Origin of the sequence: Shewanella septentrionalis, from assembly GCF_025370265.1 — a bacterium.
In the GTDB taxonomy this organism is placed as follows: domain Bacteria; phylum Pseudomonadota; class Gammaproteobacteria; order Enterobacterales; family Shewanellaceae; genus Shewanella; species Shewanella hafniensis.
The window spans coordinates 23,632-45,333 of sequence record NZ_JAMTCC010000033.1 but is presented as its reverse complement, the minus strand read 5'-3'; the positions used below and the strand labels follow the sequence as shown (position 1 = coordinate 45,333).

Here is a 21,702-nt window from a genome sequence, read left to right as displayed (position 1 = left end):
AGTTAAACCTTACACAGATGCGGAAAGCTGGCGTTAAGACTGACGCTATTATTGGTATCGACTCGACCATCTTGCCAAGTCACAGTAATTGCCATGTTGTCTTGATAAGTGGCGGGTAATACTAAGTCAAAGCCTGCGGGGAAATCTTGGCTTAAACTGGCTCTAAAATTGATATCTTCGAAGCGGGCGGGTTGCTTTTGCACTTCGCATAATCTTGGCCAAATCTGCTCAATGACATTTTGCGCTTGCACTGTGGCAACAGTGTATTGAAAGCTATTGCTGGCATGTTGTAGCGATGATAGCTGCGCTTTTGCCAGTGCAAGCAATGAAGTGACTGATACCACGAGTGAAACTAAAACTTCTGTCATGGTAAAGCCAAGGTGCTTTTTACCTATGTGATTGAAGGCTTTCATGCACAATCCTCACTTTGAAGTTGACTTTGGCCGCTCGGTAAAATGCATAAATTCATGTTTTCACCTTGACTGTTCGTCAATGAAATACTGGTTTTGGCGGTGTTGCCCGTGGCACTGATGCTGATGCTAGTCAGTCCTGTTACATCAATTCCATGCGTCGGAGGCGTAAAAATCTTCAATTCGTTATCGTCGCTATCTTTAATGACCCAAAGTCCTGCTTCTGTTGCCGTGAGAGTAATTAAAGTACTGCGTTTTATCGCTTCGCTGCGGGCAAATTTATAGCTAGAGACCAATTCATTCGCGGCGGCTGTTAGCTGTTCACGTGCCATAACGTCGCGGTAAGAAGGGAGGGCTAAGCTGCCTAAAATACCGATAATCGCGACGGTAACCATAAGCTCAACTAAGGTAAATCCATGATTCCATGGGTTTGACATTTAATTCGTCCAACAATTGGCAGCGGGAGTTCGCACGCCTTTCTGATTAATGCTTAAGGTGCCACAGCTATCCGATTGGCGGCTGGTTGGGACTGCCGAGAGGGAGAAACTTAACTTGTCGTCCGCCGGTGTGTAGCTAAAAGTGTAGTAAGGACTGTTGGTTAAGGTTTGCGCAGCAGGATACTTACCTTGACGGGAATAATTGCGTTCTAATGCTTGCACGCTCGTCATCAAATATTGCTGGGCATCGAAACGACGACCTTGCTTTAGGTATTCGGAAAAAGAAGGGATAGCGATAGCGGCGAGAATGCCGATGATGGCTACGACGATCATGAGTTCAATTAAGGTAAAACCTTTCTCTATGCGGATGATAGAACTCATTCACAACTCCATTTGTGCTGGTTGATGCGTATTGCAGTCACTCATTAACGTGAGAGTTAAACTGTTATCTGTACGTTATGACAGCGTTGTCATTTCAATTTATGATAATGTATTTGGGTTGACATTAAAATGCAACAATTGGTTGATTATTAGTCTTGAACTCGATCGCAAATAGGGTGTTATTGTGGGCTTGGTCACGTATTGCGTGTTGCGATGTCTTTATACAACAGCAGCTTAAGATCATTCTCTGAATAACTATCTTGTTATGCTACTTCGCGCTGACTTAGCATTTCTGGTTATAAGAACTATGTTTGGGCTCAATAGCCCGTCAGTTCCATATAACCTGTACCAGTATGGCTGCCAGAGAGTTGCACTGGGCCTTCCCAGTAGGGCGTTGATAATGGCATAGCGCTATTGGGATTGAGCGGGATGATAGTGAGATCGATATTCTCGCTGGGGATTTTTACCTGCCAGCTAACGGGATAGTCGCCATTGACTGTGCGTTGCCATTTAAGAGGCGTCATCTGAATGTCATTGGGATTGTCAGTGGAATTGATGTTGCGCCCAGTGCCATCGGCAAACATTCTTCTGGCGCTATAAAATGCTGAGATAGGCGTATTCTTTGTGTTCTCTGTTGGCGACTGATCCCGTAACTGAAACAACATCAGCGTCGAGCCATCATTTAACCTAAGTGCAAACCAATCCCAGCCCTGTTGCGTTTTAGTGAGAAATTGCGAGCTCCATTCCCTGTCGAGCCAACCTTGGCCTGTGACTTGCTCCACTTTGCCATTGCGGTTGATTTCACCTGAAATTTCAATAAAGGGTTGGCTGTAGTAGTAAGAGGCTACTTGGCCGTCGCGGCTTTTAAGGCTATAGCCGTTAGCGCCTTGGTATTGTAATGGCGCTTGGCTATTCAGCTGAAGTCGATAGCTAAAATCAGGATTCTCCACCGTTAAGGTCGCGGGAAAGAGTGCATTGGTTTCGCTCTGCCAGTGCCAGTTATCGAGGCGGATTTGATAGGGATCTAATTTCACCTCGGCAAACTTGCTATGGCGGCGTGACCACTTTTCGTGGGCCAAGTGAGCATTACTCGAGGTTAATGCACTGTGGGCTAAATAAAGCTGTTGAGTCTCCCAAGTGGATTCACTTTTGGGCGTTGCATCTGTTACTTGCGGAACTATTATTTGTGGAGCGATTGTTTGCAGAGTTGTGGGTTTCAGGGCGACCCTAAACTGCGTCCACTGGGCGCCGAGTTGCTCACCTGTTTCTGTGGTTAAATTCGCGGTCAGATACCACCATTCCTGGCGAAAGCCATTGTGCGCCAAGTGATCCCGCGGAAATTCAAATCTATAGCCGGGAACAACAGGCGTAAAAGCTAAATCATCTTGATTAGTAGAGGTTTTTCCCACCACATTGGCCATGGATTTGGACTGAGTGTTTTGAGCCTGTGGCGTTTGGTCGCAGCCGCCGATAAGCATTAACCCAACTACTGCCCATACAATACTGTTTAGATTGAGTGTTTTCATCACAGGGTCTCCTGCTGCAGACTGGCGACCAGTGGCTTGCGGGTTTGCCAATACAGAGGTAAGAGTACGGCTAAGGTGCAGGTGGTTAAGGCAATCAGTATTGCTTCGCCATAGGCTTGCCAATCCCAAATCATTTTTATCGTCCAGCCAAAGGCTTGCAAGGTGATCTTGTTGATGAGCAGGTAACCTAACAGCGCGCCCGTTGGCATAGCGAGCAGGCAAGTGATCAGCACCACAATCAGCATCTGCATAAACACCATGCCGCGCAGCGCATTACGACTCACACCTAAGGAGTACAGCCGTGCCAGTGGCGCTTGCCGTGCCTGAGTTAACATTAAACAGGCACTAAAAAGGCCAATCGCGGCGACAATCAGCGTCAAACTATTTAGCACTAAGGTAATTGAAAAAGTCCGCTTAAACATGGCGATAGCTTGGGTTTTAATCTTAGTTTGGCTGTAGATTTGCGCTTGCGATAAGCCTAACTCGGCAGCCAGTTGGATTTGCAGTTCATCGAGCTGTGCTTCACTTATCCTTCTGCCCTGCGCGTCACCATGTAAACTCGCCGCCAAGCTGACTGGCAGCACAGGTAACTGTGCCTTTTGCCAAAGCGGCTGACTGATAATCACCTCGTTGCGGGTATTGCCGTGGTCATAATAAATGCCGCCGATAATGGCTTGGCTGTTACCCGTTTTCTCTAGCACATCCAAGGACACGCTATCGCCAAGCTGCAATTGATATTTAATGGCTAAGGGCTCGCTCACTAAGATCACGGGAGCATTAAAGTAGGATTGCCACAACGTGGGTAGGCTTTCTTTTAGGGCGCTGGTGTGGCGAATCGAATATTCATCACGGCTAAGTAGGCTAACTGGAATTGTTTGTGCGTGCGAATTATCCGTCGAGACAGGGAGTGAAAGCTGGGCTTCAATTTGCCACTGCTGATAAAGACCGCTGACTCTAGGATCGTGCATCAATTGGGTTTGAATCGTGTCGATGCGCTGGCTCGGTGGGCGAATATAGATATCGGCATGCAAGCGGGTTTCTAGCCAAGTCCGCAGGGTTTGCTCGAAGCTACCCACTAGGGTGTTCATCGACACATTGGCACTGAGCGCCAGCAAGATTGCCATCATAGCCAAGGAGAGCGGTGCGATAAGCTCGCGGGTTTCGGCGAGCAGATATTGCCATAATCCAGGGCGTGCCAAGGGCATTAACGCACTGACGCCCCAATGTAATAATTGCGGCAACAACAAGGGGATCGCGATAGCGACGATACCGAGTAACACTAAGCTGATGTTATAGCTTTGACTGAAGGGAAACAGCAGCGCCGCTACGGTTAGTAAACCACAGGCTAAGGCAAATTGAATGCTATGGGTTTTGCGGTGTGCCTGCATCTGCTGATAACGATTCGCCCCTTGTGCCAGTGCTTGGCGCGTAAGATCTAAATACAAGGGCAAGCAAGCGGCGAACGCAGCAACTAAGGTGAGGGCAATCGCCTCGATAAGCCAAGTCCATTGCCAAATACCGGGGAGTAAATGGGCGCCATACATTTGCTCAAGGGTCATGGCGACCATAGGTTGCAGCCAGTGGCTGAGTTGTAAACCACTGATAAAGCCCAAACTTGAGCCTATGACAACCAACAAAATTAATTCTAACATTAGCGCCGTCATCAAGGCGCGGCGCTCGATTCCCTGTTGTAATAACTGCACTAACAGTTTTTGTCGTTTCATTAAGCTGTAACGCACACCGTTGTAGGCGATAAAGAGGCCGACAACGAAGGCTAACATACTCATGGCATTGAGATTAAGGTGAAAACTGCGCGTCAGCGCTATTAGCGCTTGGCCTTGATCTTGCTGGCTAAAACTGGCCTTTTGCGGCGTAATGCCCAAAGTGTCGAGATGGGATTTTAGTTGAGGTAAGTTTTCTCGCTCGCTGAACATGGCGATATAGCTTAATCGGCCTTGCATATTCAGTAATTGCTGGGCGAGGGAAATATCGGCCAAGATGGCGCTGCCGAGGCCAAAATTATCATCAATTGCAATGACATCTAAGGTGCTATTTTCTAAAACAAGTTTACCCTCTGGCGCTACTTTGGCGGCTAGACTGCGGCTCATTATCACAGTGGGGGCGCCGTTGAGCAGATCGGCAAGCGGCAAGTCATTCATTTGCGGCGAGGTCGTTGACTGCGTTTCAGTCGAGGCGTTACTTCTCGCTTTTTGTAGCGTTAATGCGGCAATCAAATCGCTGCCTTCCAGTTGCCAAAACTGACCATTCTTACCGGAAATTTTGCCGTTCACCACGGCGAGACTCTGACTTAATCCAGCTCGTCTTAAGGCGAAATAAACAGATTCATCTAAGGTGTTTTGTCCAAGAGGCGGTGTGAGTAACACATCGGCACGCTGGCTCAAAAGCTCAGTCGCATCGCTATAACTGCGCACCGCATTGTCGTTGGTCGCTTTAACCCCAATCAGTAGCGTCACGGCCAAAGCTATACCAAGCAGAATGGCTCCTGCTTGTATGGGCGCATGGCGATAATGGGCGATAAACACCTTTAGGCTGAGCCATGTCAGTCTCAGCCAAGTTTGCTTAAGTCCTGTTTGCTTAAGCTCTATCTGCTTAAGCTCTGTGGGAGTCGCCTTAGTGAGCGGTTTATTGTTCATAGATAGCGACTGCACCTTGGGATAAGTGCCAACGTTTTTGCATAAAGGCGGCGCACTCTTCGCTGTGGGTCACCATCAAGATACTGGTTTGGCTTTCCCGTGCCAGTTCACACAGTAATGCCATGACTTGCTTACCCGATACATCATCTAAGTTACCTGTGGGTTCGTCGGCTAGCAGCAAGGTCGGTTTATGGGCTAAGGCGCGGGCGATGGCGACCCGCTGTTGTTGACCGCCGGACAGGGCTTCAACTGGGCGATGAAGTAATGGTAAGAGCCCGAGTTTTTCAACCAGATAGTCACACCAAGCTGACCATGGCTGCGCCGTTAAACTTAAGGAGAAGGCGATATTGTCTTTCACGTTTAGGGGCGTGAGTAAGTTAAATTGCTGAAACACAACGCCCAAGGAATCGCGCCTGAAACGGCTCCACTCTTTATCTTGCCAAGTGGAGGTGGACGCTTGTTCTAGCAATATTTCGCCCGAGTCTGGTGTTTCAAAACCGGCAATGAGATTGAGCAAGGTGCTCTTACCGCTGCCGCTCGGGCCTGTGAGTGCGACGGTTTCACCCCTGTGGATCTGTAGATTGACCGCTTGCAGCACTTGATGATATTGCTCACCATCGCGAAAGCCTTTGGTTACTTGATTAAGCTTAGCGACGTCGACCATTGAGCAACTCCTTTATATCCATTGGCGGCGGGTGTAGTCAGTAGTGTTTTCAACTGTGGCTGCAACATATCCTGGCTGCAATTTAGTGTTGCAATCCAGTGTTCAAGATAAAGCATTTTCTATTCAGATAGATACTGATTTTTCCAGTAATGGGATCATAAACGGGATCACAAAACATAAATCGTCACTTGCCGTAAAAATAGTCAATTGAGTTAAATCCTCGACGAACTGTGAGCAAACGGCTTGAGCTGACGCCGCGTTTGTTGCATTCTGTGCGTCCTGTTAGCTTGGGAGTTAATCTCAATCTAGCAATCCGTTCGGATGAAGGTAGCAGGAGAGTGGGGAATTGACCCCACACCGACGAGGCAACTTTGGTTTTAGTGAAGCGACGGTTTTATTGAATCGAATCTTCCCATAAAAACAAAGCACTCTTTCAGGTGCCGATAGGCGTGGACTGTTACTGGACGAGCCTCTGGAGAGACTGCCAATTGCACTTAATTTAACTTAAAGTGTGATCAGGTGGCGCCGAAGGCGAAAGTGTCGTGGTGTTATTGAACCGCGACGCGAAACGCTCAGGCAAAAGGACAGAGGAGAGGATGACTGCACAGTCCCTGTCGTTTGTCGTCGTGGGCTATTTTTACCCTTTGCTTGAGATAGCGTATTTTTGCATCTATTGAAAGCACTCGTTTAGAGGACTCGCTTGCTGCGCATTTCGCGTTCAGCTGGGGTGAATCTCAGTCGAGCACAGGCTAGAAATAGTTTGCAATAGCGTCCGACTGCGGCGCGTCACAGCCATTTCTTTTCCTCCTCCGTTTATTAATTTTGTTGTTTAATATTCGAGGAATATCATGAGTTTTCAAGCTTTTCTTGCCAGTATTAATGGCATCGTCTGGGGCCCAATCACCCTTTGTTTGCTGGTGGGCACGGGGATTTACCTCACTGCACGCCTCAAGCTTATCCAAGTTTTTCGTCTGCCTATGGCGCTGGGATTGTTATTTAAACCGGCAAAAGGTCATGGGGATTTATCGTCCTTCGCAGCGCTTTGTACTGCCTTGTCCGCCACCATAGGCACGGGCAATATTGTCGGCGTGGCGACGGCCATCAAAATGGGCGGTCCTGGGGCGTTATTTTGGATGTGGCTGGCGGCATTTTTTGGCATGGCGACTAAATATGCCGAGTGTATGCTCGCAGTAAAATATCGCACGACCGATGCGCGCGGCCAGATTGCGGGTGGCCCTATGTACTATATCGAGCGCGGCCTTGGTCTGCCTTGGATGGCGAAATTGTTCGCTCTATTTGGGGTTGGTGTGGCCTTTTTCGGTATTGGTACTTTTGCGCAGGTTAACGCCATCAGCGATGCGCTGACGATTGCCTTTGAAGTACCGACTTGGTTGACGGCGACCGTGCTGACAGTGCTCGTTGCCGCCGTTACTTTAGGTGGGGTTAAGCGCATTTCGAATGTGGCGCAAAAGCTAGTGCCTGCCATGTCGATTGGTTATGTGCTGGCCTGCGTGTGGATTTTAGTGGGATTTTCTGAGCAAATTTTACCCGCCTTAGGTTTAGTGATTGAATCGGCCTTTACGCCACTCTCGGCAGCGGGAGGTTTTTTAGGGGCGACAGTGGCGCAGGCGATTCAAATCGGTATTGCTCGCGGCGTGTTTTCCAATGAATCAGGTCTTGGTAGCGCGCCGATTGCAGCGGCTGCCGCTAAGACCAATGAATCCGTTGAGCAAGGTTTAGTCAGCATGACGGGCACCTTCTTCGATACCATCATTATTTGCACTATGACGGGCTTAGTGCTGATCATCACTGGTGTGTGGAGTGGTGAAACTGCGGGCGCGGCGATGACGAGCGCGGCGTTTGCCCTCGGCGGCTCAGCGGTTGTGGGTCAGTATCTGGTGACCATTGCGCTGGTGTGTTTTGCATTCACGACGATTCTAGGCTGGCATTATTACGGTGAACGCTGTTGGTATTACTTGGTCGGCGAGCGCGGTTTACGCTTGTATCAAGTGGTGTTTTTAGTACTGATCGCGGGCGGCGCTTTTATCAAGCTCGATGTGATTTGGTTATTGGCCGATACCGTTAATGGTTTGATGGCGATTCCAAACTTGATTGCCATTGTGGGCTTGAGGCATATCATCATCGCCGAAACCCAAAGTTATTTTGCCCGTATCTTACCGAATCAAACTTTAGAAACGGCTTCTTAGAGACGGCTTATTAGTGTTGTTAAAACAATAAATTACTTCACATTATTTTAACGTTCGCATTGTCGTCACTGGTTTCTTGGTTTACTTTATATGCACTATTTAAAAAATAGTGCATATAAAATCGAGGACTTTAAGGCGACGCCATGGACAAAAGTAAACTTCGTACTTTTCGCAGCAGAATATTATCCCACATAGCCTTGCCTCTCGTTTTAATCATGGCGAGCGTTTATGCTGTCAATGCTTGGTTTAGTTATCTCTCCACTGAGAATCGGCTTTACCATAGCCTGACGCAAGAGGCGAGTCACTCGGCTTCGCGTCTGCAATTGTTACTCGAGCACGCACAAGCTAATACCCAAGGCCTTGCTGATTTTATTGGTTTTTTGTCGAGTAAAGAAGATATGAATGACACTGAGAGCGTGAAAAGTGTCTTGATGAATCGGCTCAAACGTAATCCTGATTTCTTTGGCTCCGCAGTCGCGTTTAAACCCAACACCTTTCCCAATCGCAAACTCTTTTCTCCCTATGTTTACCGCGACACCAGTGGTAGCGACGATCTCCATTATATCGATATTGGTGCCGAGGGTTACGATTATACCGATGGTACTTGGGATTGGTGGAACAATGCCATCAATCAAGCGGCGGGCTACTGGTCAAAGGCCTACTTTGATGAGGGGGCGGGTAATATTCTGATGGTGACTTATTCGGCTCCTTTTGGTGAGGCGGAGCATTATTTTGGCGTCGCGACGGTTGACTTAGCGTTAGATGGCTTGCCAAAACAATTAGGAATTGCGCCTAATCGACTGGTGGTTTTAGACGATCAAGGACGGCTTATTTATCATGTTGATAAAGACAAAGTACTGGCCACGACTTCGACACAGTTGTTTGATAAAAATAAACATAGGAATGCTGACTTTTGGGCCTTACAAACGAAAGGACTTGATGGTCAGGCTAGGTTTGTTGACGACAAGGATGTGGTGTACCTCGCGAGTATTGCGACTGTCCCACAGCTAAAATGGCGCGTTATAGTGCTAGCACCAGAGCAAGATTTGTACACAGCACTGCTCGATGATATCGCATCCATAATACTCAATTTAAGTTTATTAACCCTCTTATTATTGTTGACTTGCTATCTGGCCGCTAAGCGACTAACTCGGCCGTTAGAGCAACTCGAGTCGGGTATCTTGTCCTTTGGGCAGGGGAAAACCCAGCAGCTCATAATTCCCCAAGGTGCTGTGAGTGAGATAGTGACGCTGAGCAATACCTTCAATCAAATGGCACAATTACTCGCAGAACGTGAGCAAGCCATTCTTGATTCCCGTGGTAACCGCTTTGCTCGCCTGATTGATGGTATGAGCGATAAGTCTTTCTATTGTTCCCTCGGTCCTGACGGCCAGCTGGCGCAGGTGAGCGAGGGCGTGACTAAGGTGCTGGGGATTTCCCCTGAACTGCTCAAGCGCAAATATCAAAGGCTATTTTCGGCCAATCCCCTCAATGAGCAAAACTGGCAATACACTGATTTGGCTTTGAAAGGCCAAAATGTGCCTTCGCATCAAGTGGAAATGCTGGATGATCAAGGGCATTTAAGAAGGCTCGATGTGTTTATGCAGCCATTAATGTCTGACACAGGTGAGCTAATGTCGGTGGAGATGTTATTTACCGATGTCACAGAGCAGTTTTCAGCGGCGGTCTGGTCAAATGCGGTACTGGAAGCCGCGCCAGAGGCCATGTTGATAGTTGATGAGCAGGGGAAAATCGTCTTTACAAACAGTCGCTGCCAGCAGCTCTTTGGATACGAAACGGGCGCTATGTTGGGGTTGCAGGTTGAGACGTTATTGCCGCAAGAGTTAGGAAATGGGCATGTGCTCGAGCGGCAAACATTCCTGCGTGAAGGCCGCGATAGAAGCATGGCAAATGCCCGTCATGTGCGGGCGTTAAAAGCCGATGGTAATGAATTTATTGCAGAAATAGCGCTGAGTATTCTTCCCACCGCCTTTGATGGACAGAGGCAAGTGGCGGCTTCAATACGCGATATGACACAAAAACTGGCCGTTGAGCAGAAGATCCGTGATAGCGAACAGCGTTTTCGTGGGCTAGTGACGAATATTCCCGGCGCCGTTTATCGGACTCGCATCGGGGATGTGTGGGTCATGGAATATATCAGCGACAATATCGCCGAGATTACCGGTTACGCTGCAAATCAATTTATTGAGAATCGCCAACGCACATTCGCATCCTTGATTTTGGAGGAGGATCTTGCCCTATGCCATCGCCACATCGACCGAGCGCTGGCACAACAGGAAACCTTTGAGGTGGAATACCGTATTTGCCACCGCGATGGCAGCATCCGTTGGGTGCATGAGAAAGGTAAGGCGAGTTATACCGAAGAGGGCATGCCACTCTGGTTTGACGGCAGTATCGACGATATTACCGAGAGTAAACTCGCCTTAGTCGAACTCGAAGCATCGCGTCAGCAACTGACCAATATTACTGAGTCGATTCCTTGTACTGTATATCAATTGCAATGGCATTCTCCAACAGACCGAAGATTTGCCTTCCTCTCTGGTGCGGCAATGAAGATGCTTGGGCTACATCGTGATGATCTGATGAGCAATTTTGACATCATAGCCGAGCGGATTTTTGACGAAGAAAGACCAGATGTTGTGCGAGCATTATCGGGTCAGAGTGAAGACAGGTTGCAATGGATACGTGAGTTTCGCTATCGCCACCCTAATGGCAGCATACGTTGGATGGAAGCTGGCGCGAGCGGTCATTTGGGTGAAGAGGGTGCCATCACGTGGAATGGTTATGTGATGGACATTACCCAACGCAAAACCATAGAGCAGGAGTTAGCCCTAAGTGAGGCGCACTTTAAGGCGCTGTTCGATGGGGCGACCATTGGCATAGTCAATGTGGATATTAAAGGCGTTATTTTAGATTGTAATGACCAATTCTGTGCCGATATGGCGCTGTCACGTAACCATTTACGTAATACTGCAATTTTTGAGGTTCTCAGTGAGCAAGATCAACCCATAGCCAAGGCGCAATTTCAGGAGTTGGTTGAAGGTAAGATTGACCATTATCGCGGCGAGCGCAGTTTTATTCGTCCTTCCGGTGCGCCTTTGTGGATGACAGTCAATGTGTCGGCACTGCTTGATGCCCAAGGACAATTTGAATCGGCCGTGATCAGCATGGTCGATATGACAGAACTTAAATTGCTCTCAGATGAACTGCTACTCGCCAAAGAGCAAGCCGATGCGGCCAGTAAAGCCAAGGGCGACTTCTTGGCGAATATGTCCCACGAAATCCGCACCCCAATGAATGCCATTATTGGCATGTCCCAGCTGTGCTTACAGACCGAGTTAGATAAAAAACAGAAGAATTATGTGGAGAAGATTGAGCGGGCATCGCAATCTTTGCTGTCAATTATCAATGATATTCTGGATTTCTCAAAGATTGAGGCGGGTAAGTTAGACATAGATTCAGTCCCATTTCAGCTCGACACTATGTTGGAAGATCTCAGCGATATGTTTTCTGAGAAAGCCGCCCACAAACAGATTGAATTATTGTTTGCCGTTGCGCCCAATGTGCCTCGTTATCTGTTAGGGGATTCGCTGCGGTTAGGGCAAGTGTTGATTAATCTGATGAATAACGCCATTAAGTTCACCGAACGGGGTGAGGTGTTATTGTCGCTAAGCTTAGTTGAGCAGCAAGATGATGATGTCGTGCTGCGTTTTAGTGTGCGTGACAGCGGCATAGGCTTAACTGAGCAGCAGCAAGCAAAATTATTTAAATCCTTTACCCAAGCGGATACTTCAACCACCCGTAAATACGGTGGTACAGGCTTAGGTTTGGCTATTTGCAAGCAACTCGTTGAACTCATGGGGGGCAATATTGGTGTCGAAAGTCAATTTGGTCATGGCAGCACTTTCTATTTCACTGTGAAGTTACAAATTTCCGAGGGCCAAAAATTAGTGCTTGAGCAAGAGCTTGAGGGCATGTCTGTGCTGGTGGTAGATGATAACGCGACCGCCAGAGACATAATGCGTACAACGCTCGAAAGTATGGGCTTTAGAGTCGATACGGTTCGTTCAGGTGAAGAAGCAATAAACCGCTGCCTACTGCAGACCTATGAAGTGGCATTAATCGATTGGAAAATGCCCAATATGGACGGGTTAGAAACCGCCCGTCAGATCCAACTACAGGCTAAGTCTCAGCCTAAGATCTTGATGGTATCCGCCCATGCGAATCATGAATTTATCACTCAAATTGAGCAATTAGCACTGGCGGGGTACATCAGTAAACCCATCAGCGCCTCACGCATGCTCGATGGCATAATGAATGCGATTGGCCGTGAAGGCATATTGCCAGTGAGACGCCGCACTGAAGAGCTGGCTCCGCAGTTATTATTGCCACTTCAAGGGAAACGTATCTTATTAGTGGAAGATAACGAGATGAACCTTGAAGTCGCCAGCGAGTTTTTAGAGCAAGTGGGGATTATTTTATCCATAGCGACCAATGGCCAAATTGCCTTAGATAAGCTATCCCAACAGCATTTCGATCTAGTGTTGATGGACTGCCAAATGCCGGTGATGGATGGTTATCAAGCCACTAAAGCAATAAGGAAAAGGCCTGAGTTGGCAAATTTACCTGTCGTCGCTATGACTGCGAATGCGATGGCGGGTGATAGAGATATGTGTCTTCGGGCTGGGATGAATGACCATATTGCCAAGCCCATAGAAGTGAATGTGCTCTATCAAACCCTATTGAAATACCTCGGCTCTTCTTCTGGAATTTCTGCTGCGATAAGGGCGGAAGCCTCAACTCGGTTAACTTCGTCCTGCACACAGGGTGAAGTCAGCAATGGCGCAGATCAAACGGTATTGCTCAAGTGGCCAGAACACCCTGAGTTGGATATCGATAGAGGTTTGCAACTGGTGCAGCATTCGACGCGTCTTTATCAACGAATCTTTGATCGTTTTGTGAGCAGTCAACGTAATGTCGTGGAGCAGGTTCGCAAAGCCATCGCGGCGAATCAAGTCGAAGATGCGGTGCGTATCGCCCACACCCTTAAAGGCTTAGCGGGTAATTTAAGTTCGGCAAAATTGGTGGAATTAGCGCGTTTGCTTGAGTTGCATTTAACAGAGAAAGCGCCCTATGAAGATGAATTAGTTCAGATTCAACCGCTAGTGGCCTCTATCTGCGATGCGATTGAACAGGCTAAGCCTGCGATAGTGAATCAAGCCGAGCCCCGAGCGGTGGACTTGCTATCAGATGAGGACTTGAGAGCCGCATTACGGGTCTTACGTCAGAATCTAGATGAAGCCGATGCCAGCGCTGTGGCAAAAATTGATGCGTTAAAGCCGAAGGTGAGTAGTGCAATGTGGCAAACATTAAGCCCCGCTTTATCTATGATTAACCAGTATCAGTTTGATGAGGCAATCGACTTAATTGACGATGTGATTACACAGTTAGGATAGAAAGCGGTAGCGCGAATTTATAATGTGTGACATTGAGTGGAGTTGTTAATGGAAAAAGCAACAATATTAGTCGTCGATGACACACCTGAGAATATTGATATTTTGATCGGTATTCTAGGTGATGATTACAAAGTCAAAGTGGCGATCGATGGGCCAAGGGCATTAGCGTTAGTGACAAAATCGCGGCCTGACTTGATTCTGCTCGATGTCATGATGCCAGGTATGAATGGCTATGAAGTCTGCAAGCTGCTAAAGCAAGAGCCGCTGACCAGCCATATTCCGGTGATATTCGTGACCGCCTTATCTGAAATTGCTGATGAAGCCCAAGGTTTTGCATTGGGCGCGGTGGATTATATTACTAAGCCTGTCAGTGCGCCTGTCGTTAAAGCGCGGGTTAAAACGCATCTTGCGCTCTATGATCAAAAACGTCTACTCGAACAACAAGTTAAAGTTCGTACCCACGAATTAGAAGAAACCCGTTTCGAGATTATCCGTCGTCTTGGCCGTGCTGCTGAATACAAGGACAACGAGACGGGTCTACATGTTGTGCGTATGAGCCATTACGCCCGCATATTAGCGATAAAGCTCGGCTTACCGACAACCTTTTGTGACTTGATTTTTAATGCGGCGCCTATGCACGATATTGGTAAAATCGGTACGCCCGATGCTGTGCTGAAAAAGCCAGGGAAACTTGATGCGCAGGAATGGGAAATTATGCAGCAGCACGCCGCCATAGGTGCAGAAATTATTGGAGAACATAGCGATCCGTTATTGCAAATGGCCCGTCGTATCGCCTTAACTCACCATGAGAAGTGGGATGGTTCAGGTTACCCCAATGGCTTGGTAGGTGAAGAAATTCCCCTTGAAGGGCGTATCACCGCGATTGCGGATGTGTTCGATGCGCTGACTTCGCAACGGCCTTACAAGCAGGCTTGGACGATTGAAGCAACTATGGAGCTATTTGAAAATCAAGCGGGAAAACATTTCGATCCTAAGTTGGTGGAGGAGTTCAAGCAAATCCTGCCAGAAGCAATTGCCATTCGAGATACTTATTTAGAAAATTGATGCTCGAAGTGCATTGACTAAGGTAAAGGCGCCATTGGCGCCTTTATTTTGCTTCAATATTTTATACTAATTATATTAAATCAAAGCATTACGCTTCATCTAATGAGTAGGGCAGGGCTTGGATCGTTAAATGTGATTGTTCATCGTCGGCAAAACGCAGCTGAGTATCATTAGGCGTGTCATTAGGAAGTACGGCGGTTAACAAGACTTGATTGCCACGCTGTACAAACTCAATGATTTGACCGCCACGGCGAAAACTGTCTTCCATCGCGATTTCGAGGCCTGATGCTAGGGTGATTTGAAGACTAGTGTGACCGCGCAAAATATACAGGGCGCGTTTATTACCACCGCGATATTTCATGCGCGCTATGGTTTCTTGCCCCATGTAACAGCCCTTATTGAAGCTGATACCGTTAACCGCTTGTAGATTACACATCTGCGGTACGTACTGGCTGGCATGGCTGGCGGCAAGGTTGGGGTAACCTGCTGCAATCTCTAACGCTTGCCATGCACTGGCGTCAAATACACTCAGTTCCGATTGCGCAACTAAAGCTGCTGCGGCATCTGGTGTTAATACTAAAATAAAACGTTCAGCGTCTTTTAAAATCGCACCCTTTTCAATGAGTGTGAGCTCTTGCTGAATGTCACCAAAATGTTTGTTCACGAATTGGCTTGCCTGTTCACCAGCAACGCCGAGCAGAGTCCACTCAGCGGATGCATTGCTTAAGGTGGCTTTGCTAAACACGGCATATTTTTGTAACTGGGGTAAATCGACTTCGATAGTATCCTTTGGCATCAACATAAAGAGCGCATCTTGAATAGCAAAGGTTCTGAAACTGGCCAGCATTTTACCTTTTGGATCGCAATGTGCGCCCCAGCGCCATTGGTCTTCGGCTAATGAGCTGATGTCTGTGGTCACTTGGCCATGGATGAAACTGCGGCCCTGTTCTCCAACCACTTTGATAAGGCCCATATGAGATAAGTTGGCAAGCATGGGTGGAGGCAAAGAAGCGTCCAGATCCCAATGGGGCGTAGAAACTGAAATAGTCATAGCGAGATCCTGAAAATGAAGACGATGTGAGAGGCTAGATTGTAACGGAATTCCTTTAGGCCCAAAAGCATAAGGCGCACATATCTGTGAATGACATGTGCGCCTCAGTCTTTGTACTTTAGCCTATACGCTTAATGCGATTGGGCTTAACGATTAAACAGCACGTGGGTACGCAGTTAAAACAGCACGCGGGTACGCAGTGTGCCTTCAATGGCCTTCAATTCCACTAAAGCTTCTTCGGCTTGGTGGGTATCAACTTCCATGACCACATAACCAATTTCTGCGGTGGTTTGCAGATATTGCGCGGCAATGTTGATGCCTTTTTCCGAGAAGGCTTGGTTGATCTTGATCAGCACGCCTGGACGGTTTTGGTGAATATGCAGTAAGCGTGAGGTGCCTTTATGCATAGGCAGCGAAACTTCAGGGAAGTTAACTGCAGATACGGTCGATCCATTGTCTGAGTATTTAGCGAGCTTGCCAGCGACTTCGATACCAATGTTTTCTTGGGCTTCAGCAGTACTACCACCCACATGCGGTGTCAGCAATACGTTATCAAGACCTCGAAGTGGGCTGATAAATTCATCGTCATTCGATTGCGGCTCAACTGGGAACACATCAATCGCCGCGCCCGCAAGGTGGCGCTCTTTGAGTGCGACTGTTAAGGCCTCGATATCAACCACAGTACCGCGTGAAGCGTTGATAAAGATGCTGCCCTTTTTCATCGCCGCAAATTCAGCTGCGCCTATCATGTCTTTGGTTTGTGGGGTTTCTGGTACGTGTAAACTCACTACGTCAGCTTGCGCCAGTAACTGTTCCATTGAATGAATTTGCTGTGCATTGCCTAGCGGCAGTTTGTCTTCGATATCGAAGAACACCACGCGCATGCCCAGCGTCTCAGCCAGAATACCAAGCTGAGTACCGATATGACCGTAACCGATTACGCCTAAGGTTTTACCGCGCACTTCGTAGCTGCCAGCGGCGGTTTTCATCCAGCCACCACGGTGGGCGATGGCGTTACGCTCAGGGATACCGCGCATCAGCATAATGATTTCGCCAATCACGAGTTCGGCAACACTGCGCGTGTTGGAGAATGGTGCGTTAAATACTGGGATACCAAGGGATTCGGCGGTGGCAAGATCAACTTGGTTGGTTCCGATACAGAAGCAACCGATCGCGATCAACTTCTCGGCACGTTTCAGCACCTCGGCAGTTAATTGGGTACGTGAACGAAGTCCCACGAAATGTGCATCTTTGATGGATTCAATTAATGCTTCATCGCCTAATGAGGCTTTGTGGTATTCGATGTTGGTGTATCCCGCACGCTCAAGTACATCGACTGCAGATTGGTGGACGCCTTCCAACAGCAGGATCTTGATCTTATCCTTGTCCAGCGAATGTTTCGCCATGATATGGGTACCCTCTAATTAATAGAAATGTTTCTTATGATATGCTGACAACCTTCACCCACCAAAATAGCACTTTTTTTACTCAGTGTGGAGGGCTAGATGGCTAAAGTTAATATTCTAAATTAAGAACAATATCGCATAAGAGGAAGAAACATTGAATAACAAAATCGCGTGGTGTGCTATTTACCTCTTAGTGCTCGTTTGGTCGGCGATAAATCCCGCAGATCCTTTCACTTGGTGGCTCGAAGCGGCTCCCGCATTAGTGGCTGTGCCACTGCTATTTTTTACCCGCAAACGCTTCCCATTGACGCCGCTGGTGTATGTTTTAGTGTTAGCCCATTGCTGTGTGCTGTTTATCGGCGCGCATTACACCTATGCTGAAGTGCCATTATTCGACACGATTGCCCATTGGATGGGCTCAGAACGTAATAATTACGACAAGTTAGGTCACTTTGCACAAGGTTTTATCCCTGCCATGTTAGCGCGTGAAATTCTGCTGCGTAATCAAGCGGTCAAACCCGGTGCTTGGTGTGCGTTTTTAGTCACGTGTTTTGTGCTCGCGTTTTCGGCGTTTTATGAACTCATTGAATGGTGGGTTGCCGTGGCAACAGGTGAAGGCGCTGAAGCCTTTTTGGGTACCCAAGGCTATGTGTGGGACACTCAATCAGATATGTTAATGGCATTAATTGGCGCAATTGTCGCACTCGTTTTATTGTCTCGTTTTCAAGATAAGCAAATAGCAGCACTTAAACTCAGACGCTAGTGGCCGTGAGTTGCTGATTGTTTCAGCTTGAGTCATAAGTTCATCCTTCCATAAAGCTTCTAACATGAGTGTGATGGCATTTAGCTGTCACACTTTCTTATTGCCTGGGTGTTATTTTTGTGTTGCAACTTTCGATGGGTGTCTTCATAGTTTGAAAGTACTAGATTTCGTGAGTCGGTTAAACCTAATGGAGTTTTATGCTGTTATTCCAATTATCTTCCGTCAGTTAGTCGAACTTACTAGGATTTAAAAGGGAATAGTACATTTGGGTGATGTTTTTCAGTCTTTAACTAGTCAGAATCAACTAGGTTAATGGAATGTTTAAAAATCTAACTAAAGAGGCTGGTCAAACATACCATTTTGCTAATAGAAATACTTTTCAGGGAGGAGAGTCATTGAGCACAATTAATGAATTAGTTTTTTTACATCAAATGGCGGCACCATGTCATTTAGCGTTACTCGCTGAATCCATAGGCTTGAAAACTCGTATCGTTAAGCATGCGGCGGAATTAGATTTAGATAAGAGTCGTCGAAGTTTTTATCTGATCACCCAAAAAGGCTCTGCACTCGATAACAAGGGGATCCCTTTACTGGCTTCGCGCTTAGTATCACACTTCCCCGTGGCGCTGTATCAAGTCGAGCGAGACTCTTTAGATCAAGAGTCAGCTATGTTACTTGGCATTCGAGGCATTTTATTTGCCGATCAACGTATGGATTTGATGTTAACAGGTTTACGTAAAATGGTGGCAGAGGAGCTGTGGTACGACAGAACACTACTGAGTAAGATGTTCCGTCGTGTAGTACAAAAACTCGATGGCAACAATGAGATGCCCTCCGATACTGTGGCTATGCTGCAGATGCTAACTTCCCGTGAGCGCACTATCATTCAATTTGTGTCGAGTGGCGCGAGGAATAAAGAAATCGCCCACAGATTGTGCATCAGCGAACATACGGTGAAGGCTCATATTTCCTCTATCTTCCGTAAAACCCAGTCCCGTAATCGTGTTGAGTTGTTGCGTTGGGCACAAACCTATCAGACTCACTTTGAGCTGTGCAGCTAGGTAGTTAAAGATATTGATCGTTAGCTTTTCGCTTTGAGTGGTTAATGTTAATAATTACTGGTTAATCAGAATAGAAAAGCGGGAATGTTTATTTAAACATTCCCGCTTTTTGTTCAACACCCTTTTGATAAACCACCAAAGAGTGTAGCTGTGGTGGTTTTAACAGGATTGACTAGTATTGCACTACAGTAGCAACGTTCATATTACCTGATTGATTAACGCTGATGCTGTTGTTATTACCAGCTTGAGAACCTAGTACTAAGTTATCGTTACCTGTTTGAGTGATCAACAGGCTGTTATTATCACCGCTTACTTCAAATGAACTACTTGCGTCACCACCAATCCAGTTACCGTTACCTGATTGAGCAATTTGTGCAGTGTTTTCATCACCTTCGATAATCAAATCGATAAGGTTAAGATCGCCATTTTGCAGTGCAGTGACATCGGCATTATTGTTGCCAGCAATGGAAATGACGGCTTCGTTTTGAGCGCCATCTTGCTCAACATCCACTTCGTTATCGCTACCTACTGCATCGACATAGGCAAAGTTAGTATCACCTTCTTGGCTAACTTCAATACTGTTATCTTGACCATCAGCAAAGGCAACGATTTCGTTGTTATTGCCTTTAGAAGATAAATCGAAGTCGTTATCTGTGCCGTAGGCGCCAAAGGTTGCGAAGTTAGCATCGCCTTTTTGTTTCAAGTCAACGTCGTTGCTATCGCCCCATACTTGGAACTCTGCACCGTTGACATCGCCTTTTTGAGTGATAGTAATATCATTATCATCACCTTGGATATCAGCCACTAAAGTATCGCCGATTGTGTTGCCGCTGCCATTTTGGGTAATATCGACAGTGTTGTCATCACCCGTAGTCATAGCAAGATAAGCTGTGTTGCCGTTACCTTTTTGATCCATTGAAATATCGTTGTCGCTGCCAGCAAGAGCGTAAACGAAGCCAACATGGTTATCACCTTTTTGGACCATGTCTACTGTGTTGTTGTCGCCTGCAATACCTTTAGCCGCGCCAAAGTTATTGTTACCCGCTTGATTAACAGAAATGTCGTTGTTGTTACCCACGTTAGCGGTTAAATCAAGGGCGATTAGACCCGCTTGGTTGTTGTCACCTACTTGGGTAATTTTTCCGTCGTTGTTGTTGCCTTCAACGCGGAATACTGCAAAGTTAGCATCGCCTTCTTGCTCAACAAATACGCTGTTTTCAACGCCAGTGATTTCAACTTGGCTTTCGTTGACTTCGCCTAATTGACTCACGATTGCAGTGTTATTGTTGCCAGTAACATCATTGCTGCTTTGGTTAAAGAAACCGTCTTGCGACACATTGACATTGTTGTTGTCACCGACAACATTTGCACTTGCCACATGCCAATCAGCTTGTTGTGTTATCTGGACTTTGTTTTCTGCACCCGTCGAATTAATTGCGGCTTCATGCCACACACCGTCTTGGATAACGGTTGCGGTTTGATCGTTACCTGTTTGCACAACTGCTGCAGCGTTAAGGCCACCCGTTTGTGAGACTAAGGTGTCTTGGGCTTGGCCTGACTGTACTACGCTAATTTCGCTCACTGTGCTGGCAGCAAAGGCTTGACCGCTTAAACCTGTTGCAATGGCCAAAGCAATAAGTGATTTTTTAGCTTGTGATTTCATGTGACGCTCCCTGTTTAATATTGAGTTATTGAGATTGCAGCACCGTCTGCAATCTGTTGAATCGAAAAATTGCCGCTTCCTAGCTGGTTCAGTTGCACGAGATTGTTATTGCCAATTTGTGTCACTGAAGCCGTATTTTGACTGCCCACTTGCAGTAGTTGCACTTCATTGTTTGAACCAATCTGTGAGATTAGCGCATCGTTATCATTGCCGACTTGTGTCACATCGGCTTTGTTATCGTTGCCTGATTGGAACAGTAATCCTTGGTTAGCATTGCCTTGTTGCACCAGTTCGATAAGGTTATCGCGACCGGAACGTTCCAGTAATGCCTGCAGGGTTATAGGTAACTCATTGACATTCAGCTCTTGTGCTGAGGTCATACAACTACAGAGCAGGAGCAGCGGTACCAAAAAGCGTATAGAGGTATTTGGCACGGGTGACTCCTTGCATCAAATATCTTGGGCTGTCTAAAACAACAGACACTCCAAATTCAGCCCTGAAGATACGAGTCCCGTTAATATGCCGCAATTGGCCAAAAGGGTATTTATTACGCAAAGGATTCACAGTAGATAAATGATGGATTTATCGTTATCCAATTGATTCAGTTATTTTTATCTGTTTTTTAGAGAGTGTTTTTTTAGGCCGAGTAGTCTAGTTGGTCTAGTAGTTAAGTCGTACTCGTTGCTAAGTTATCCTTCAGTTTTTAAACAATGCTGCAACCAAATCAAGCAATGCATCGATTATCACGTGATATTTTTCGGGGAAAAAAGTTATAGGAAATATGGTGAGAATAGTGTTGTGGGATTGACTCAATTCAAGAGCTATTTAGCGGTATTAAAGCATGTTTAAAGGCGAACTATATGGTGTTTATCTTCGGTTGACTTTAAATCACAATGAAGATTTTAGTGAGCGGTTTTATGAGTAAAAAAATTCGACC

General features: G+C 46.8%; 15 protein-coding genes and 1 riboswitch. Of the genes, 5 read left to right on the top strand and 10 right to left on the bottom strand.

From position 1 onward, the window contains the following. Positions 1-2: 2 nt before the first annotated feature. The 6 genes from NE536_RS17320 to NE536_RS17295 all read right to left on the bottom strand — a co-directional run bounded on the left by NE536_RS17320 (position 3) and on the right by NE536_RS17295 (position 6,072). Positions 3-413 (bottom strand): prepilin-type cleavage/methylation domain-containing protein, encoded by a 411-nt coding sequence (locus NE536_RS17320; protein ID WP_220592065.1) that lies wholly within the window; start codon positions 411-413, stop codon positions 3-5. Continuing rightward, on the bottom strand, positions 410-847 hold the full coding sequence (locus NE536_RS17315) for a GspH/FimT family pseudopilin (protein ID WP_261273456.1): 438 nt from the start codon (positions 845-847) through the stop codon (positions 410-412). Before NE536_RS17315 ends, NE536_RS17320 begins: the two co-directional genes overlap by 4 nt. After that, on the bottom strand, positions 848-1,228 hold the full coding sequence (locus NE536_RS17310) for a type IV pilin protein (protein ID WP_006086002.1): 381 nt from the start codon (positions 1,226-1,228) through the stop codon (positions 848-850). Between the two features lie 317 nt (positions 1,229-1,545). Beyond that, positions 1,546-2,754 (bottom strand): lipocalin-like domain-containing protein, encoded by a 1,209-nt coding sequence (locus tag NE536_RS17305; RefSeq protein ID WP_261273455.1) that lies wholly within the window; start codon positions 2,752-2,754, stop codon positions 1,546-1,548. Continuing rightward, positions 2,754-5,408, bottom strand: coding sequence for an ABC transporter permease (locus NE536_RS17300; RefSeq protein WP_261273454.1), 2,655 nt, complete (start codon positions 5,406-5,408; stop codon positions 2,754-2,756). The genes NE536_RS17305 and NE536_RS17300 overlap by 1 nt, the downstream gene beginning before the upstream one ends. Next, positions 5,398-6,072 carry an ABC transporter ATP-binding protein gene (locus NE536_RS17295; protein WP_261273453.1) on the bottom strand — a complete coding sequence of 225 codons (675 nt, stop codon included), beginning with the start codon at positions 6,070-6,072 and terminating at the stop codon, positions 5,398-5,400. Before NE536_RS17295 ends, NE536_RS17300 begins: the two co-directional genes overlap by 11 nt. Before the next feature lie 462 nt (positions 6,073-6,534). Next, positions 6,535-6,670, top strand: a riboswitch (glycine riboswitch). 250 nt (positions 6,671-6,920) lie between these two features. Between NE536_RS17295 and NE536_RS17290 the strand changes: the two genes are divergently transcribed. From NE536_RS17290 to NE536_RS17280, 3 genes are all read left to right on the top strand, one after another. Beyond that, positions 6,921-8,279, top strand: coding sequence for an alanine/glycine:cation symporter family protein (locus NE536_RS17290; protein WP_261273452.1), 1,359 nt, complete (start codon positions 6,921-6,923; stop codon positions 8,277-8,279). Positions 8,280-8,422: 143 nt separating this feature from the next. Next, entirely contained in the window at positions 8,423-13,756 is a 5,334-nt protein-coding gene (locus NE536_RS17285) for a PAS domain S-box protein (RefSeq protein WP_261273451.1), read from the top strand. Between the two features lie 48 nt (positions 13,757-13,804). Further along, complete coding sequence (locus NE536_RS17280; RefSeq protein ID WP_028759378.1) at positions 13,805-14,821, top strand: response regulator; 1,017 nt, start codon at positions 13,805-13,807, stop codon at positions 14,819-14,821. An 88-nt stretch (positions 14,822-14,909) separates the two neighbouring features. On the opposite strand, the gene ygfZ is transcribed toward NE536_RS17280, so the two are convergent. Both ygfZ and serA read right to left on the bottom strand, forming a co-directional pair. Further along, a complete protein-coding gene (gene ygfZ, locus NE536_RS17275) occupies positions 14,910-15,872 on the bottom strand; it encodes a tRNA-modifying protein YgfZ (protein WP_261273450.1) in 963 nt (320 codons plus the stop codon). A gap of 176 nt (positions 15,873-16,048) precedes the next feature. Next, positions 16,049-17,278, bottom strand: coding sequence for a phosphoglycerate dehydrogenase (gene serA / locus NE536_RS17270; protein WP_012088338.1), 1,230 nt, complete (start codon positions 17,276-17,278; stop codon positions 16,049-16,051). 154 nt (positions 17,279-17,432) lie between these two features. Between serA and NE536_RS17265 the strand changes: the two genes are divergently transcribed. Both NE536_RS17265 and NE536_RS17260 read left to right on the top strand, forming a co-directional pair. Continuing rightward, on the top strand, positions 17,433-18,041 hold the full coding sequence (locus NE536_RS17265) for a DUF2238 domain-containing protein (protein ID WP_261273449.1): 609 nt from the start codon (positions 17,433-17,435) through the stop codon (positions 18,039-18,041). Positions 18,042-18,436: 395 nt separating this feature from the next. After that, positions 18,437-19,102 carry a helix-turn-helix transcriptional regulator gene (locus tag NE536_RS17260; RefSeq protein WP_063883912.1) on the top strand — a complete coding sequence of 222 codons (666 nt, stop codon included), beginning with the start codon at positions 18,437-18,439 and terminating at the stop codon, positions 19,100-19,102. A gap of 172 nt (positions 19,103-19,274) precedes the next feature. Here the strand turns inward: NE536_RS17260 and NE536_RS17255 are convergent, their stop codons facing one another. After that, a complete protein-coding gene (locus tag NE536_RS17255) occupies positions 19,275-20,765 on the bottom strand; it encodes a curlin (RefSeq protein ID WP_261273448.1) in 1,491 nt (496 codons plus the stop codon). A gap of 14 nt (positions 20,766-20,779) precedes the next feature. Continuing rightward, on the bottom strand, positions 20,780-21,199 hold the full coding sequence (locus NE536_RS17250; protein ID WP_261273447.1) for a curlin: 420 nt from the start codon (positions 21,197-21,199) through the stop codon (positions 20,780-20,782). Between the last annotated feature and the right edge of the window lie 503 nt (positions 21,200-21,702).